At 57.3% G+C, this 16,641-nt stretch carries 13 protein-coding genes; 3 read left to right on the top strand and 10 right to left on the bottom strand.

Going from position 1 to position 16,641, the window contains the following annotated elements; translation table 11 throughout:
- Positions 1-55 precede the first annotated feature (55 nt).
- Positions 56-1,582: a TrkH family potassium uptake protein gene (locus ACLQMU_RS10695; protein ID WP_424040611.1), complete on the top strand. Its 1,527-nt coding sequence runs from the start codon at positions 56-58 to the stop codon at positions 1,580-1,582.
- Positions 1,583-1,599: 17 nt separating this feature from the next.
- Here ACLQMU_RS10695 and ACLQMU_RS10700 read toward each other — a convergent pair whose 3' ends face one another.
- The 8 genes from ACLQMU_RS10700 to ACLQMU_RS10735 form a co-directional block, all read right to left on the bottom strand.
- Positions 1,600-3,450 carry an ASKHA domain-containing protein gene (locus ACLQMU_RS10700; protein ID WP_424040612.1) on the bottom strand — a complete coding sequence of 617 codons (1,851 nt, stop codon included), beginning with the start codon at positions 3,448-3,450 and terminating at the stop codon, positions 1,600-1,602.
- A gap of 84 nt (positions 3,451-3,534) precedes the next feature.
- Entirely contained in the window at positions 3,535-4,968 is a 1,434-nt protein-coding gene (acsC, locus tag ACLQMU_RS10705) for an acetyl-CoA decarbonylase/synthase complex subunit gamma (protein WP_422150144.1), read from the bottom strand.
- 12 nt (positions 4,969-4,980) lie between these two features.
- A complete protein-coding gene (gene cdhD / locus ACLQMU_RS10710) occupies positions 4,981-6,219 on the bottom strand; it encodes a CO dehydrogenase/acetyl-CoA synthase subunit delta (RefSeq protein WP_424040614.1) in 1,239 nt (412 codons plus the stop codon).
- Positions 6,220-7,605 (bottom strand): CO dehydrogenase/CO-methylating acetyl-CoA synthase complex subunit beta, encoded by a 1,386-nt coding sequence (cdhC, locus tag ACLQMU_RS10715; RefSeq protein ID WP_422150146.1) that lies wholly within the window; start codon positions 7,603-7,605, stop codon positions 6,220-6,222.
- Positions 7,598-8,155: a carbon monoxide dehydrogenase beta subunit family protein gene (locus ACLQMU_RS10720; protein ID WP_422150147.1), complete on the bottom strand. Its 558-nt coding sequence runs from the start codon at positions 8,153-8,155 to the stop codon at positions 7,598-7,600. Before ACLQMU_RS10720 ends, cdhC begins: the two co-directional genes overlap by 8 nt.
- A gap of 6 nt (positions 8,156-8,161) precedes the next feature.
- The gene (cdhA, locus tag ACLQMU_RS10725; RefSeq protein ID WP_424040617.1) at positions 8,162-10,525 is read right to left on the bottom strand and encodes a CO dehydrogenase/acetyl-CoA synthase complex subunit alpha; all 2,364 of its coding nucleotides are present in this window, start codon (positions 10,523-10,525) and stop codon (positions 8,162-8,164) included.
- Positions 10,526-10,644: 119 nt separating this feature from the next.
- Positions 10,645-11,415 carry an ATP-binding protein gene (locus ACLQMU_RS10730; RefSeq protein WP_424040619.1) on the bottom strand — a complete coding sequence of 257 codons (771 nt, stop codon included), beginning with the start codon at positions 11,413-11,415 and terminating at the stop codon, positions 10,645-10,647.
- A complete protein-coding gene (locus ACLQMU_RS10735; RefSeq protein WP_422150150.1) occupies positions 11,412-12,230 on the bottom strand; it encodes an ATP-binding protein in 819 nt (272 codons plus the stop codon). Before ACLQMU_RS10735 ends, ACLQMU_RS10730 begins: the two co-directional genes overlap by 4 nt.
- A 266-nt stretch (positions 12,231-12,496) precedes the next feature.
- On the opposite strand from ACLQMU_RS10735, the gene ACLQMU_RS10740 reads away from it, so the two are divergent.
- A complete protein-coding gene (locus ACLQMU_RS10740; protein ID WP_424040621.1) occupies positions 12,497-13,702 on the top strand; it encodes a TraB/GumN family protein in 1,206 nt (401 codons plus the stop codon).
- A gap of 60 nt (positions 13,703-13,762) precedes the next feature.
- Here ACLQMU_RS10740 and ACLQMU_RS10745 read toward each other — a convergent pair whose 3' ends face one another.
- Complete coding sequence (locus tag ACLQMU_RS10745) at positions 13,763-14,158, bottom strand: hypothetical protein (RefSeq protein ID WP_424040623.1); 396 nt, start codon at positions 14,156-14,158, stop codon at positions 13,763-13,765.
- 203 nt (positions 14,159-14,361) lie between these two features.
- Here ACLQMU_RS10745 and ACLQMU_RS10750 point away from each other — a divergent pair, with 203 nt between their 5' ends.
- Positions 14,362-15,072, top strand: coding sequence for a hypothetical protein (locus ACLQMU_RS10750; RefSeq protein ID WP_424040624.1), 711 nt, complete (start codon positions 14,362-14,364; stop codon positions 15,070-15,072).
- 60 nt (positions 15,073-15,132) lie between these two features.
- Here the strand turns inward: ACLQMU_RS10750 and ACLQMU_RS10755 are convergent, their stop codons facing one another.
- Positions 15,133-16,374: an NAD(P)/FAD-dependent oxidoreductase gene (locus tag ACLQMU_RS10755; protein ID WP_424040626.1), complete on the bottom strand. Its 1,242-nt coding sequence runs from the start codon at positions 16,372-16,374 to the stop codon at positions 15,133-15,135.
- Positions 16,375-16,641: the final 267 nt, after the last annotated feature.

Raw genomic sequence — 16,641 nt, forward strand, 5'->3', positions numbered from 1 at the left:
GATGAGCGCAGCACAACCCATAACAATACCCGGACACTAATTATGTTCCTATCAGATGAAGCGGCTCGATCATCTCTCAATGATTGTACATGACGTGGGACGGATCTGCCGGTTCCTCGGATTTGTATCCCTTGTCCCTTTTGCGGTACTGGTGATATTCCAGGAATGGGATATGCTGCTGCCCATGGCAAGCGCTCCCCTGGTCTTTCTGGTTCTGGGGTACCTGCTGACCCGGGTCCCGGTCCGGGACTTTGAGCCGCCCGTTTCGATAACGCTGGTCGCAGTCGCGGTCGCCTGGTTCTTAATCGCCGTAATCGGGGCGCTTCCCTTTGTCTTCGGGCTGGGGATGTCCTATACCGACAGCCTTTTCGAAGCCATGTCCGGCTGGACAAGCACCGGCTTTACCATGATCCAGTCGCTCGACCAGGTACCCATGACACTCCTTTTCTGGCGGACGTTCATGCAATGGATTGGCGGTATCGGCATCATTGCGTTTGGGATCTCCATGCGCAGGAAGACGCAGGTGACGCTTTTCCAGATCTTCCGGTCCGAGGGAAAACCCGAAGATCTCATGCCAAACCTCAGGTCCACCGGCTGGAAGATGTGGAAAATTTATATCTTTCTGACCTGTCTGTTTACCGGCCTTGTCATGCTTGCCGGTATTCCGCTCTGGGATGCGCTCAACCTGGTCATGGTTGCCATTGCAACCGGGGGATTTACCCTGCATTCTGCGGGACTTGCCTATTATAACAACCCCCTGCTCGAAGTCCTGCTTTTGCCGGTAATGTTTGCCGGCGCGATACCGTTCAAATTGTATTTCCTGATGTACCGGGGAAAGATCGATGCCATGTTCCGGGACAAGACCATACGTCTCCTGCTCCTGGTTGCCCTCGCGGGGTCGGCGATCGTCTCGCTGGAACTATACCTCTTCAACGGCCTCAATCCTCTCACCGCGCTCCGGGAAGGTGTTTTTGTCTCTGTCGCCGGCCTCTGTACCTGCGGTCTCCAGAATGCTGATATTCATGTATGGGCAGCAATCCCGCTCGCCGTGATCTCGCTCCTGGTATTCATCGGCGGTGCAATGGGCAGCATGGCCGGGGGGATCAAGATCAACCGGATGGCGCTTGCGTACGAGGGGGTAAAGTGGTGGTTCCGGCGGTTCTTTGTGAGCAGCCGGGTGATCGTGCCGTTCAGGTACGAGGGTCGGATGCTCTCCCGGGAGATGTCGGAGATGGAGATATCGAAGAATATGCTGGTGATCGCGCTGTACGTCTTTACGGTATTTATTGCGACCATTCTCTGCCTGCACCTGTACATCACCACGTTCCGCCTCGACGAGGTGCTCTTCGAGTGCATTTCCGCGCTTTCCAACTGCGGCATAACGGTCGGGTTTATCACTGCGACGAGCCCGGTAGCTATCAAATGGATCTTCATCGTCCTGATGTGGCTGGGAAGGCTTGAGATCGTACCGGTGATCATCATGGTCATGGGCATCGCAAAGGGGCTTCGGGACGAGCTCCTGACCGAACCTCCGGTGCAGGCTGAAGCGTCATTTGTACGGAAAAACGATGAACCTGCATGAACCGGGCACACGGGTATTCAGGGTGAAGGGGGGAAGAGGTCCGGTCGTCCCGGTATGTAGAGAGCTGCGGCATATTCTTCGGCAAAGGCCGTGTCCACCATCAGGTCGATATACACCATGTGCTTCGCCAGTGTCTCGGCGGCCGTCCGGCACCGTATCGAGACCAGGGCCGCATATGCCCCCGAGAGCGAGCCGTTGCCAAGTGAGTATACGGCAGCGGCGGGAAACCGGGGGATGACACCGAACCGGACGGCATTACCGATATCGGCATAAGCGCCAAACGCCCCGGCAAGGTAGAGGTGCCGGATAGCCCCTACAGGACACTTGTATCTTGCAAGGAGGACCGCGATCGCTCCGCAGGCGGCGGCCTTTGAGTCCATGAGGTAGTCGACATCCTGCTGGGTAAGTACGATATCCCGGCCTATACCATTCTCCGGGGCCGGAACAAGCACGTATTCCGCCCCCTCCGGCCCGGCCCTGACCCGGGGGTGCCCGGGGTTGAGTTTCCCGGCAAAGTCAAGGGCACCGGTCTGCACCATGGCAACGGCCAGATCGATGATCCCCGAGCCGCAGATGCCCCGGGCAGGGGCTGACCCGATGGTGCTCCAGCAGATCCCGCCGGTCGCCGGATCCCCGCGCACGTGGTCGATCGCGCCTTTCATTGCCCTCATCCCGGCCCGGATGCCGGCGCCTTCAAATGCGGGACCGGATGCACAGGAGACCGAAGCGGTCCAGTGCCGGGTACCAAGGACGATCTCACCATTTGTCCCGAGGTCGACAAGGAGGGAAACCTCATCGGACGCATGCATCCCGGCCGAGATCATGTCGCCGATCGCATCCCCGCCCACGAACCTGCTGACATTGGGAAGGCAGTATACACCGGCTGCGGGATGTACCATAAGTCCGAGCTCCTTCGCGGTTTTCTGGAGCGGCGTCCGTGAGACCGAAGCATCGGCAAGTTCCAGGTACCGCGGATCGATCCCGCAGAGCAGGTGGTTCATCACCGTGTTTCCCGCGACGCAGACATCAAAAATATCCGAGCTGTCGATGCAGGCGGTACGGACAAGGGTTTCGATGACATCGTTGATGCTTGTGGCGGCAGCCTTCTGGAGCGTGGCAAGCCCGGCAGGCGAACTGGCGTACCCGATCCGGGTGAGCAGTTCTTCGCCGTAGGTAATCTGGCGGTTCAGCGTGGAGCCGGTGGCAATAATTGCACCGGTGTCGAGGCGGGCAAGGCAGCCGACGACAGTTGTGGTGCCGAGATCGATGGCGATACCGTACAGCGGTGCTGTATCGGTGGCAGGGGAAAGGGAGAGCACAGCCGGGGGCGACCGTACGGTCGAGAGCGTGGCTGACTGCGGGGTTTCTGCTTCAAGCAGCGCATGGTACTGCTCATCGGTCATACGGGGCCGGAGCCCGGAGTATCCCGCGAACCGTATCGACCGGGACGCAAAGGGCAGGCCTTCGGTTGGCGCCGTTTCCACCCGGTAACGCATGACCGCAGGCTCGATCCCGCCGGGTGCCACCGGCTGCGTGATCAGGATCTGGGGGGAGTCGATCCGGCTCTCCACCGGGATCGTAAACTCGGCATCCCCGGAGAGCGTCACCTGGCAGGCGAGATAATACCCCTCATCCCGCTCCTTCTGCGTGAGCTGGCAACCCGTCCCGGTCTTCGGTCCTGCCAAGCAGGTTCCTGTCGTTAATATGACCCGGCATTTTCCGCATGTGCCTTTTCCCCCGCAGATACCCTCGATTGCGATCCCCGCCATTCCTATTGCGGCAAAGAGGGGCGTACCTTCCGGCACAGTAAGCACCCGGTTCATTGGCTGGAAGATGACCCTGACATCTCTTGTTTCCGGTATCTGCATGGGTGTCACTTGCCTCAATATTCATATCGCCCGGTTTTTCCTGCCGGGGCAGCATGTTTCCTGTTCCTGAAACGGCGGATGCCTTTACCATTTCTTCGGCGGCCAGTGCGCCTTTAAAAAGGCAGGAATGCCGGACGAATCCTTCGGGCCGACCAGCACATGCCAGCCGCTTGCCTCCTCGGTCTCACCGCTCAGGCGGGCGGCAAGCCCGGGAATGATCAGGTACCGGTAATTGACCCGGTCGGCAATGCCGGTATCTTTCAGCGCTGCCGCTATCGACTCCGCGTTCAGGTACCGGCCGGCGACCGCACTCTCCACGCTGTTGCCTCCGGTATCCACGACAATCAAAAAGCAGTCAATGCCCGCAGCCTTGATGTCGCTCTCGACCGTGAAATAGGTGAGCGCGTAGTTGGTGGTGATAAGCACCGGAGCATCCTTCTTGGGCGAGCCAAAGATCCTGATGCCGGTATCGACCGAGACCGGTTTCCGGGGGTCGGTGTAGATATTGAAACGCCAGATCAGCTGGGGCAGGAGCACCCAGCCTTCAAGGCTGTGGAGGATCAGGAGGTCGGCGTACCGGGAGAGCAGCATCGATGCGGCGCAGGCCTCCTTCCACTGGATCAGCTCGTGCGAGATCTCGGGCGAGAGCCATGCGGTGATCGGAGCGCCGAGCAGGGGGTACCCGAGGAGTTCGTCGCGATCGGCAAAGACCGCCCGGCGGATCTGGGAGAAGGCATGGATCGTTCCTGACATACCGGGCTCGACTGCCGTTCCCGGATCAAGGACGAGATCGGCCACACCATAGGCAACAAGGGTTTTGACAAGCGACCGCAGGAGCGCGATGTCGTGGGGGGCCGATACGACAAGCGGGCATTCATAGCGCAGGGCAAGTTCCGCCATCTCCTTCCAGTTATCCTTTGTCGCTGCGTAGAGAAGCGGGCGGCGTTCCCGGATGTGCGCGAGGCCGGCGGCCATGATTGCCGTATCGTAGGTACAAAGAATGAGGGGCAGTTCGGTCTGTGCGGCAACTGCAGTTACTGCGGACGCGAATGCGGCAGGGTCGTGTCGGGTCGAACGGATCGCTATCGCGTCCAGACGCAGCTCGCGCCCGATATAGTTATAGGAGAAATCGGCGATGGCACTGATGCGTGCGGTGCGCTCATCTTCGGACAGGTCATCGGAAACATCGATAGCGATAGGGGTGGGGTTGTGGTAGGTGAATTCATGGCGGTACAGGACGTACTTTCCTCCCAGCCTCATCGCCCGGTCGCCGGTCCCGACAATGACGGTCCGGACCGGAGGGGCCATGAGACCTTCGAGTCTGGTAAAGTTGGCCCGGTATTCTTCCTTGGTGACCGGCGGGCAGTTATCGACCGCGAGCTCCCCGTTGACCACTCGTGTGGCAAACGCCATGCAGTTTGCCTCCCCGCACTCTTTGCAGTTGGTCTTGGGAAGAAGTTTGTAGATGTCTATGGGGCTGATCTCCTTGATCGTCTTTTTGGGTTCGCGTTCCGACATCGTGGTCCCTTCCTAGATCTTCATCGTTGCCCAGCGGGCTATTCCGTCCGGCACCGGCGCATCTTTTTCCGCAAACATCCTTATCGTATCTTTACAGGTCCGGATTGCGGCAGGGTGCATCATCATGAAAATGTCAACCCCGGCAAGGAGGAGCGTGAGCGCATTGATCGTCTCCCAGAGCGGGCCGCGAAGCCCCCGCGAGCCGTATTTTTTGTCCATCTTCATCCATGCCTCGCGGGCCGCCCATGCATTGGTGGACGCAGAGATGGTCGGCTGCTGGAGTTCGGTATCGCCCATCAGCGCCGCATGACGGGCCCGCTCGTGGATGGTAAACGAGTACTCGAGCCCGTACCCGAGGGCAACGGTCGTAAGATCCATCACGATATCTTCCGGCGGGAGATACTCGTAGAGCCTGCGGTTGAGTTCCTTTGCCTTGTTGAGTTCGAGGCCGGTGAAGCCGAGCACGGCATGCCCGTGCTCCTTTGCCGCCCGGGCAACCACATCCAGCGTTTTGGTCTCGGTCATGCCGAGCGTGACGGAGTTTAGAAGGACCCGCTCGCCATCGGCGATTTCTGCAACTTTACAAAAGACCTGCGCGTCCTTCCGCGGATCTCCGCACCCGCCGATGATCAGGGGGACATCCACGGCCTGCAGCACCTCTTCAACAGTACGTGCCGCCGCTTCAGGAGATGCATCCCGTATAAGCGGGTCGGTGGACATGAGGTGAACGGTGATCATATCGGCGCCATATTTTGTTACATTCATCCGCGCCCACTCGGCAGGATCGCTTATTACATCCTTAACGTTCTCCATGAGCACTTTCGGAAGCGGAACTTCCATATCGAAGACATCGAGAGCAAAAATCGGCGGGTGAGCCGCAGGGTGCTCAGCGCTGACAAACGGCGGGTAATCGGATCCCCCGATGACAAGGGTGCTGCCCCGGCTCCCCCCCGCACTTTTTGTCGCGCCAAGCCGGACTTCGCGTATCCTGCCCACGAATTCTTCCTTCGGCGGGATAAATATCTCCGGGAAAAGCGAGGCGGGTTTCTGGTATGCTGTGGCGGCCAGCCCGTGGGGTGCGGCTGCAGGCCCGGTGGGGATCCACAGTTCAAGGTCTCCGATCTCCATCGAAAAATTCTCGAGTTCGAGCCGCTCTTTTCCCGAGAGCATCGCAAGAAGCCGGGGAACTGCATCCTGTTCCTGCGTCGCCTCCTGTAGTTTTTCCCCCTCGCGGGCAGTCCTGCCGGCCATTTAAGTATCAGCCCCCGGTTTTTTGGGCTGGATGGGCTCTATGATCACCCTGTCTGCGGTGATCCGGGCGTTCTTGAAGATGATCTTGAAGCCCCCCGAGGTGACCGGGAAATCGCCGCCGGAAAAAACCGGGACGGCACCGTTTATCCCATCAGCCGGTTCCGTCTCCTCTGCCGTCCAGCGCTCCATGACCGGGTGCGCATGCAGGGAGAGGAAATCCCGAAGTTCGCTCACGGTCCCGACATCTTTTTCCGTAGCGATCCGGGACAAGAGGTCCGCCGGGATGAATTCCCGCATCTGATCCTTCAGGCCGGACGGCATCCACGCAATACGGGCATATCCCCCGTCCGCGGCAAGGAATTTGGGGGATCGCATATATTCAAGCGAGATCCCGTGGAAACCGTCTACCTGCCGGCCGCCGGCTGTTGAATCCGCCATTGTTGAGAACGGCAGACCGTTCACGGTCACATCCTTGTATCCCCTCATCACGATACCGAACCCTTCGACCTCGGGGATGTAAAATGCAATCCCCTCGAAGCAGCCGCAGGAGGTGTGGGGGTAGGCAAACGCGCTGTACAGGTAGATCCGGTGAACGGTACCGAGCGATCGTTTCTTCGCGCTCTCATTGATCCCGGCGTATTCCCCTCTCACCGGGTCGAGATACTCTCCCTTTTCTATGGGGAAAATAGGGCCCTTGGGATCGATCCGTGCTGCCGCCCTCCCGTCAAACCAGCTGATGGCCCCGCAGTTTGCGTACCGCTGCGGTGTGATCACGCAGACATGGCTGGGTGCAAACGACTGGCAGAGGGCGCACCCGTAAAAAACGTCGACGTCGTCATCGGTCAGTCCACGTGCCCGGGCGTCCCGTGCCCCGTAAGCCGCTTTTGCCTCGGCGTAGCGGGCGGAGATCGACTCCTTGTCTGTAAAAAAGGTGACCTGCATCTGTTCGATGATAGGCAGTTCGTTTTTAAGGAGTGCAATGAGAACTTTCCCGACATACGCAAGCGTCGTAAATCCCCGGGCATAGGCTTTTTTTGCGACCCTCACCCAGATGTCGTAGCGCTGGTTGAGGTGCATGAACCCTTCGATGTAATTGGTGTATTCATGGATACGACGCTCGATAACGCCTTCGATATCCTCTTCCAGTTCGGGGCCGGTAATCTCGATAAGGATGCCAAGGGGGTACTTCATCCCCTCTTCCATTTCGGTAAGATCCGGGCCGACAATCGTGATTGTTCCATCGCGGACTTCTTCGGGTTTTTTTACCCGGACTAGTTCAAACTTTTCCTGCACGGATGGCCCGCCCAGCTCCACATACATGTCGTTTTTCCGTATCCGCTCGCCGACATGGACCAGCCCCACATCCACCGGAATATCCTCAAACATCGTTCGGTCCCTCCGTCCCGGTATCTGCCGCGATTGCCACGAGGTTCTCCATCCAGTCTTTCGCAGGAATGTTTGCGAACGACCAGTTTGCATTGGGCTGGTACGTGTTGTCGAGCGTGATTGTTTTTGTGTGCGGGGCCGCATGTTTGAGCCCGGAGAGGAGCGTCCATGCCATAGGATAGGGCAGTCCCGCAATGATTGCAAGATCGCAGGGTCCCTTTCCCACCGGCCCCTTCCAGCCGGGGTCGGCAATCCGGTGGCCGGCTTCAACTGCCGGCATAATGACAGCGCTGGTGTATCCGCGTTCCCTGAGTGCCCGGTTGATATGGCCTGTCGCAATCACCGGGATGTTCTGTGCCCGGGCCAGATCGAGGAGGTAATCGACCAGTTTCCGCCCCCCGAGATCGATCAATGCGGCACTGTGCCCGATGAGAAGCACCGGGTGCTGTGCCCGGCGGATGACCGCCCGGGCCATTGCCGGTTTCGTAATGACTGCCGCCTTTTTCGGCCCGGCAATCTCGGCGGTCTGCCAGGGATCTGCAGATGTCATGGGATATCAGCGCTCCTTGGAGGGCATGGGGCGGTCGTATTCGAGCAGGGTTGGATCCGGGATAGGCCGTTCTTTCCAGTCAGACCCTGCGAGGATCCGGGTGATCTCCGCTTTCAGGGTAACCGGAATATCGGTCCTCGTGCGGATGTACCGCGGAATATCGTCAGGCAACGTGCCATGGTGACGCTGATAGAGGTCGATGTAGTGCGTGAGTTTCATTGACCGGCCCCGGCTTGTATCGTTAGGCCGCATGCAGAGTTTTGCGATAAGCACCATCGCCTCTTCCCTGGTCTCTGCCGCGACAAAGAGGTGTTCCGGCGCCGGGCCTGCATAGACATCTTCTCCCGTCCGCTGGTCGTGCACGTACCAGTCGGCATCATGATCGGCACGCCCCAGAAGCATCCGCCGGTACTTGGTGCCGTGCGGGCCGACTACCACCGGGATCCCAAGGCGCCAGAACCCGCTGGCGATTGCTGCTGCCTTCTGGGACATCGCGCCCCACGCCACGCCAACTGCGCCGACACGATTGTGGACGTAGTCTGCGATCTCGGTATAGTTCCCGCGCAGGTTGCGACGCGCAAAGATGCTCGCGATCTTGATAGTCGCCCCGGCAATATGGGCGTTGGCGACGCAGGAGCCCACGTTCACGATCCCTCCGGCCGTAAAACTTCCCGGGAACTGCTCGTACGGGGTCTTGCCTTCCTCGTCGCGGTACATACCGATCGACATCGCGGCGCAGCCCGAGGTGCATACAATATACCGGCGCTTCGCAAACTCCACGCTCATTTCAGCGACCTCCTTTCCCCCGTTTGCGAAATTGGCGCAGCCTACAAATGCCACTACGCCCGGGATCTCGCCGAGCACGATCGGTCCCCCGGCATTCCGGATCTCGACGTCCTGGATCGCACCTCTCCCGGTTCGGATCACGAATTTCTCGTTTTTTATCCTCTCTGCCGCCGCTGACATAATCAGAGAGTGCACCGGGATCTTCCTGGTACACGCCTGCTCGCACCTGCCGCAGCCCACACAGGCCTCGTACAGGCCGGCAAGCCGTGAAAGGTCGCCCGCACCGGCAGCTTTCATACCCCGCGGGATCGCAAGGTCGTTCGGGCATGCCCGCTGGCAGAGCCGGCACTCTGTGCAGGCAGTCGCCAGTTCGCGGATCTTCTCCGGGTCTGCCATCGTCGAGACTTTTTTCCGGGACGGCATAACAGCCCGGGCTACCCTGACTGCCACCTCCCCGGCCTTCTCCGGATCGAGGATCAGGACACCGGCCTGTCGGCCGGCTGCCAGATCAGCGACAATTGCATCGGCGGGATCGTGCGTCCGGTCAGGCAGGCCGAGACAGTTCTTGTCGGAGGTTGCGATAAACGGCGCGTGTATGGCCTCTGCCTCTGCGAGCGCATCGGTGCGGATACACTGCTCGTCCACGACAATAACATCCGGTATTCCGCTCCGGATGTACCGGAGCTGCCATGACATCGGGCCGATGATCTTTGCACGGAGTGAGTACCGGGTCGCATCGATTGAAGTGCAGCAGATGCCGGTCACTTCGACCCGATCTGCCAGGTTTTCGTTGTGCAGGTAATCGATAATAGCGACCGAAGGCGGCACGTTGTGGCCGATAACGAGAATAACCGGTTTTGTGGTGTCGACCGTGCCCATGCCGAGTGCAGCAAGCGGGGCGTCCGGGTCGGCTTTCGGGTACCCGAGGGCCGATATCTGCGCTAGATCGGCCACCTCCATGCCGACCTGATCGATCATGCCGGCATGGAGCACTTTGCTCTCGAAATCGAGGGGATCGCCTTCCTGTCCGGTATGCGTCACCGCAAGAAGAGAAGTGATCTGGCTCTCGCAATAATCAAGAACCGTTTCAAGATCGGCAATGGTTTTCGGTTTTTCTCCGCAGACGAGGCGGATGACCGGGGCCTCCACGCCGATCGCGTTTCCGCCGGGATTGATGGGGCAGTCCCGGCCGGCTTTTTTTATCGCATAGCTGACGAGTTCGCGCGCATGGCTGGTATGGGTGGCAGCACCGATACTGGCGGCCAGGAGTACCGTGCGGGCCTGCTGGGCCGGCATCGTGATACCGCAGGCTCCCTTTTTTGTACCGGTCAGGTCGCATTTTCCGTACGTGCACAGGCAGCAGAGATCGCAGAACGGCATATAGAAAGGCTGGTACCGGGAGAGAAGCTTCCGGTCCCAGTTACGGAGTGTGGCGAGCGTTGGATAAGGCGTGGGGCCCTCGGGTTCAGCCCAGTCTGCTGCTGATAGTTTCCCTATGGAAATAGAGAGATCCCTGATACGTCCGAGACCGGAATCCAGCTCCTTTATGGTAAGCGAAATCTTTTTTTCTGTCAACAGCAGCACGACCGGGAGAAATCCTCATCTGAAATACAGGAATGCAGATAGATATTTATTTTACCGGTTTTTAATCGAATCGCCAGAGCGCCGGGGGGCCGGCAGCCGGGTTCACATCCCTGCATGCGTCACACCTTCCCGTAACCGGCCTTTTCCATGAGTGCGCAGACAGAACGATACGCCGGGGAATCTTCCGGGATATCGAGAAGCGACCGGCCGGTGATCACTGATTCCTGCACGAGAGGATCAAAAACGATCTTTCCCAGGTACTGCCGACCTGTCTCTTCCTGCGCCGTCGCCTCAAGGCCCGAAGGAAACATGCAACCCCCGATTACAAAAAAGTGATCGAAACCGATACCGACCTCCCGGGTAATCCGGTCTGCCCTCTTTACGTGGGCAAATGACTTGTGCGAAGGGCCTATCACATCGAAGATATCATTGACCTGTGCGGTAATTTTCCGGTTGAGGTGTTCCAGACCTGCAGGGGAGTCGATCAGCACATACCGGTAATTTTTCGTGAGCGATTCGAGCGCACCTTTGAGCGCGGCATCGGGCATGCAGTAGCAGCCTTCGATCCACTTGGTTCCGACTGAGATAAGATCAAACCTGCTGCCTTCGTAGAGACCTTCTTCAAGTACCCGGCTCTCGATTCGTTCGGCCGGGGCGATCCCCGTCATCGTCCCGCCTTTCCTGATGAAGGTATCCGTGACCAGTTCGGCGATGGTCTTTATGCCTTCGCGTTCGAGATCGATCCCCACCATCTCGGCAAGGTTCTGGTCGGGATCGACATCCACCAGCAGGAGCGGCGTCTCATTTTGTTCGATAAAAAATTTTGTCTGCAGCGCGACAAAACTCGTCTTGCCGGTCCCTCCCCGGCCCATGGTCACCAGCGTCTTCATGAGTTTTTCCCCGTATCATCCCGGACAACCGGCCGTTCTTTCAAATCCTGGCAAACCCGGTCAAGGATTCCCCCGATGGCATGGACTGAAGCCGAATGCCGAAGGGTTTTGATTGAGTCCCCCGCGATACCCGCACGGGCCACGGCCGCGTCGAAGGGGATCATGCCTGCAACGGTGATATCATGAGCACGTGCAAAATCCCGTATGACCTGTTCCTGCCCGGCATCCATGACCCTGTTCCCGACAAGCGCTGTCCGGGGAATGCCCGCAGCCTGTGCCATCTGCAGGATTGTTCCCGCTGTGGCAAGCGACTGCCGGTGTGCATCGCTGACGACCAGCATGATGTCCACATTCTCTGCGGTCCCCCGACCGATATGTTCGACACCAGCCTCCATGTCAAGTACTACCATCTCATCCCGCTCGACGAAAAGGTGACGGAGCAGGGCGCGTATTATGCTGTTTGCCGGGCACGTGCAGCCGGACCCCATAGATGTCACGGTGCCCATGACCAGCAGGGAGGCCCCGGCCGGTGTCGGCACGGCATACTTCGTTACCATATCATCCACTGTAAAATTCAGGGAATAGACCCCGGGATACGCCGTACCGGTCTTTGCGGCAATGAGCTCGCTGTTTTTTGAGACCGGGAGAATCGCACCTGATTCACGGGAGGAAAGTCCGAGCAGGAACCCGAGGTTGGGCGCCGAATCGGCATCAATGGCGAGGGTTGTATAACCGGCGCGGGTCAGCAGGAATGCAATGCTGCCGGCCACCAGCGTTTTGCCTGCTCCCCCCTTCCCGGCTACCGCGATCTTCATGCCGCCCCCACTGTATCACGGATATATGGGTGAAACCGGCTTAATAACCCGGTCCCGGTACCAATGATCCGCGAATGCAGCATATCTCCTTCCAGTACATCCTTTTTTTTAGGAAATAAAAGCGGTGATGCGCGTGTTTTTCCGGTCTCTTCTTTCCGGTAACTCCGGGGCACCGTTGGGGTATCCCGTTATACCCCGCCAGCTCTTTCGGGTACCTCACTCTTAAAGAAGTTAAAAAACCAATTGGAATGGAATTACGGTGGCAGATGGCTGAGATAAAGATCATCGGGACTGCACACGTCTCACAGAAGAGTGTCGAGGAAGTCCGGGCTGCAATTGAAGAATTCCATCCGGATGTCGTGGCCATAGAACTTGACCCGGCCCGGTTCTCGGCCTTAAAAAAACAGGCCCGTGACCCGACGGTCGATGATGTCCTTGAAGTAAAGAACTTCAACTCGCTTCTTGTCCAGTGGCTCCTTTCCTACCTCCAGCGGAAGATCGGCGTCGATGTCGGTGTGGAACCGGGTGCCGAGATGAAAGCGGCTATTGCGGAAGCGGAGACGAGAGGCATTACAATTGCACTCGTGGACAGGGACCTGCGGCTTACCCTTTTGAGGTTCTGGAAATCGATGGGGATTATCGAGAAGATCAAGATGGTCTTTGCGTTGATCTATTCCGTCGCAGAGGTCGATAAGGGACAGGAATTTGACATCGAATCGCTCAAGGAACAGAATATTATTGATGCCGTCATGGAAGAGTTCCGTAGGTTCTCGCCCAATGGCGCCCACGCCCTGATTGACGAACGCGACGCGTTTATCGCCCACCAGCTTGTCCTGTTAAAGGTCCAGCGGCCGGAAGGCCGCATCCTCGCCGTGGTTGGCGCCGGTCACCGGCAGGGCATTACAAACTATGTCGAACACCCCCAGACACTCCCGCCGTTCGACTCCCTGACAAAAGAGCCAAGATCGTTTCCCTGGGCAAAAATATTCGGGTTTGCGGTCACCGGACTTTTTGCCTTCCTGCTTGCGGCAATCGCATTTTCCGGTGTCGGCTGGATGGTGCTCTTATACGCGCTCCTCTTCTGGGTGATTATTCACGGGGTGCTTGCCGCAGTGTTTACCCTCATTGCCGGGGGCCACCCGTATTCTGCACTCACCTGTTTTGGCGTGGCGTGGATGACCTCCTTAAACCCGCTTCTCCACGCAGGATGGTTTGCCGCATACGTTGAGGCGAAGGTGCGAAAGCCACCGGTGTCGGATTTCCGGAAAATTTACGAGACTGAATCCATCGGGGAGATGGCGCGCATCCCGCTTTTCAAGGTGGTTCTGGTAGCCGCGCTTGCGAATCTTGGGAGCCTGATCGGGACAGTCCTGTACTTCATCTTTGTCTTCCCGCTGCTCCACATCGACCCGGGCGTGGTAATCTCAAACGGTGTCCACAATATGTGGACATGGGCAACGGGGCTGTTTTGAACAATATATCCGATTTTTTTTGGCTTGCAAAATATCATCGGTTGTCCTCGCACATGTTCGTTATGTTCCCCGCACCCTTTCTCCTTTCCTGCACGCCTTGATCTCCTGATCGATCCAGTCATGCACGATCAGTTTCATCTGTTGCTGCGTTATGCCAGGCCCGCACCGGGCACGGATCTCGACTTCGAGCAGATCAAGGAGAGGCTGAACCATCCTGAAATAGGCACCGGTTCCAACAAAACCCCCCGCATTTTGTATATGTATCACGACCAGCTCGTTAAGGTGCGCGAATTCCCCGGTTATATCAATAATCTGTTCCAGGGTCATGCCGGTGGATACGTCAGGAATACTGAATGCGCCGGGAGAAGAATGATCTTTATCCTGCGGGGGGCAGGAAGAGTTTTCCGTTCCCGTTTTTTCTCCCATATCAGCAGGAAAGGGGGTGGTGGGGGCCATAGCCATCATTCATACTTTTGAGTGCAGTTTAAAAAAGTTACCTTTCATGAATATTGGGTTGAGCGGAACGCATCCTGCAGGATCTCATCTTTTTCTTAAACGAGCCTTGATGTGTTCCAAAAACAATAGCGGTGTGCCGTATATCCGGATCCGGCATATCCGGGTGGAAAAAAAAGAAATCAGATGAACGTGGAGTGTGAACCATGAGCAGTACCGCGCTTCTGGTGATTGAAGGGCTCTGGTGGACCCCGGAGCAGAAGCCCAAGCGACCCTCGGTGTTGTCTTTTCTGGAAGGACTGGAGAGTTACCGTGGGGATTTCAATATCTATTACTCCAACTTCTACGAAAAAAACGGTTTTAAACGGGCGCTTTCGGACGACCTTACCAATACCCGGGAGGATCGTCTCTTTCTCTACGTGGCGGCGCACGGAACCGGCAAGCGTATCGGAGGGCTGAAAGCGAAGACCGGAATAAAAATCCCGGCTATGTTCAAGGCCGTCAGGACCGCCGCAAACTATTCCAATATTGAGGGAGTTGTCATCGGTTCATGCAGCATCGGGAACAATATCAATGATTTTCTCTCCACAACGAAAAATTCACGCATCGCCTGGATTTTCGGGTATACCTGCGAGATCGGCTGGATGGCCTCGACACTTGTCGATCTCTCGCTCTTCGAGCATCTTATGAAACTCAAAAAAAGCGATCTTGCAGACCGGGAAAAGGTTTCCAACACTTTTGTCAGGGCTTTGAGCCGGTTCAATGGTGATTACGTGCTTTGCAAGGGTAAAAAAGGTGATGCCGGCATTCCGCTTAAGAATGCAATTACTATCGTCATACAACCCCGCAAACCGAGATGCAAAGCGCAGGACGAGACAAGGTACGTGCTGGAAAAGCTGGGCTGGATTAAAGAATAATCATGGGATGAGCGGATAAGGATGTGCGAATGCGTACCCTTTTTCGGTCTCGGCACGGCATTATGACACGTGCTCTCCGATTCGTTTATTAATTCCCTGCGCTGCAAGAAAACCCGTGGAAAATGCGGCCTGCAGGTTGAAACCTCCGGTGTCTCCATCGATATCGAGCACCTCCCCGGCAAAGAAAAGCCCGCGAACCTGCCGGGATTCCATCGTCTTTGCATGCACCTCCTCAAGTGCGATACCGCCCCGGGTCACCATCGCGACGGAAAGATCCCCAAGAGATAAAACTTTCAGCGGGCATTCCACCAACTGGCTAATCAGACAGGTCCGGCCTGCCGCAGTCAGGTGCGCACCAGTACAATCCGCAGGAATTCCGGCCAGCGCGGGAAGAATGCGGGCCAACCGTTCAGGCACCCCCATTCCTGATATAATGGTTCTGATAGATTTTGTAGGGGCATGGGAGAGGGCAAAAAGAAACTCCCGCGCAAATGTGTTCCGCTGCACCGGACCGGCAAAAGAGAGCCGGATTTCGTCTTCTGCCCGGATATCGCGCGAACAATCGAGGATACCAGGCCCGGAAAGACCGGTATGCGTGAAAAGTACGTCACCCTGACGTTCAATGGTCTTCCGGTTCTCCCGCCAGACAGAAAAAGCCAGCCCGCGAAACGACATGCCGGCCAAATCTGCAAACGGGAAATTGCCAATAACGAGTGGGGTGAGTGCCGGACCTGTACCGGTTATTGAATGACCCAGAGATGCCGCGAGCCGGTAGCCATCACCGGTCGATCCGGTCTTCGGGTACGATACGCCACCGGTGGCAATAACAAGATTTTTTGCAAAAAATATGCTTTTTGTCGTATCCAGGACGAATCCCGGATTGGTATATTCGACCCGGTTCACCGGTTCACCGCATCGCAGGTCAACACCCCGGCTCCGGCATTCACGGATGAGGACATCGCAAACATCTTCTGCCTTGCGGCTCACCGGAAAAACCTTCCCTTCCGCTGTCGATTCCATGGAGAGGCCACGCTCCTCAAAAAAACGTATGAGATCCACGTTTGTACAGGACAGTAATGCGGGCCGGAGAAATTTTCCATGGGCACCGTACCGGGAAAAAAATGTCCGTATATCCCCTTCATGCGTGACGTTGCACTGACCGGTACCCGAAATCCGGAGTTTAAGGCCGGGTTTCAGGTTCTTCTCCAGCAGGAGCACACGGGTATCCGGCCCTGCGGCATGGATCGCACAGAAAAGACCGGCCGGGCCGGCGCCCATGACTGCGATGTCGTACTGCTCCACGGGCCACCTTTACCGGAGTATCTCTTTTGATCACACATGAACATTACAGTCTGGTGCCTGAATCGCGAGCCCGCCATTCGGACTTAATAAAAAGTCCGGCAATTTCACAAAACATTTTTTGAGAAGTTCGATAACCTTACCGGACTTTTTTTAAAATGTTTTTCACCACATCGAATATCAGTTGTACTCCCACGAACGAGGAGTTCCGCCGCCCCCGAAAGGACGCCCCCGCGGCGGATCAAGTGAATAAATTTCCGGGGATGTCGC

It is taken from the genome of Methanoregula sp. (assembly GCF_052325125.1).
GTDB lineage: Archaea > Halobacteriota > Methanomicrobia > Methanomicrobiales > Methanospirillaceae > Methanoregula.

Bases quoted from the DNA above. Each gene is read 5' to 3' on its own strand.
- ACLQMU_RS10695 (WP_424040611.1), top strand. From the start codon at position 56: ATGAAGCGGCTCGATCATCTCTCAATGATTGTACATGACGTGGGACGG.
- ACLQMU_RS10700 (WP_424040612.1), bottom strand. From the start codon at position 3,450: ATGCAGATACCGGAAACAAGAGATGTCAGGGTCATCTTCCAGCCAATG.
- acsC (WP_422150144.1), bottom strand. From the start codon at position 4,968: ATGTCGGAACGCGAACCCAAAAAGACGATCAAGGAGATCAGCCCCATA.
- cdhD (WP_424040614.1), bottom strand. From the start codon at position 6,219: ATGGCCGGCAGGACTGCCCGCGAGGGGGAAAAACTACAGGAGGCGACG.
- cdhC (WP_422150146.1), bottom strand. From the start codon at position 7,605: ATGTTTGAGGATATTCCGGTGGATGTGGGGCTGGTCCATGTCGGCGAG.
- ACLQMU_RS10720 (WP_422150147.1), bottom strand. From the start codon at position 8,155: ATGACATCTGCAGATCCCTGGCAGACCGCCGAGATTGCCGGGCCGAAA.
- ACLQMU_RS10730 (WP_424040619.1), bottom strand. From the start codon at position 11,415: ATGAAGACGCTGGTGACCATGGGCCGGGGAGGGACCGGCAAGACGAGT.
- ACLQMU_RS10735 (WP_422150150.1), bottom strand. From the start codon at position 12,230: ATGAAGATCGCGGTAGCCGGGAAGGGGGGAGCAGGCAAAACGCTGGTG.
- ACLQMU_RS10740 (WP_424040621.1), top strand. From the start codon at position 12,497: ATGGCTGAGATAAAGATCATCGGGACTGCACACGTCTCACAGAAGAGT.
- ACLQMU_RS10745 (WP_424040623.1), bottom strand. From the start codon at position 14,158: ATGGCCCCCACCACCCCCTTTCCTGCTGATATGGGAGAAAAAACGGGA.
- ACLQMU_RS10750 (WP_424040624.1), top strand. From the start codon at position 14,362: ATGAGCAGTACCGCGCTTCTGGTGATTGAAGGGCTCTGGTGGACCCCG.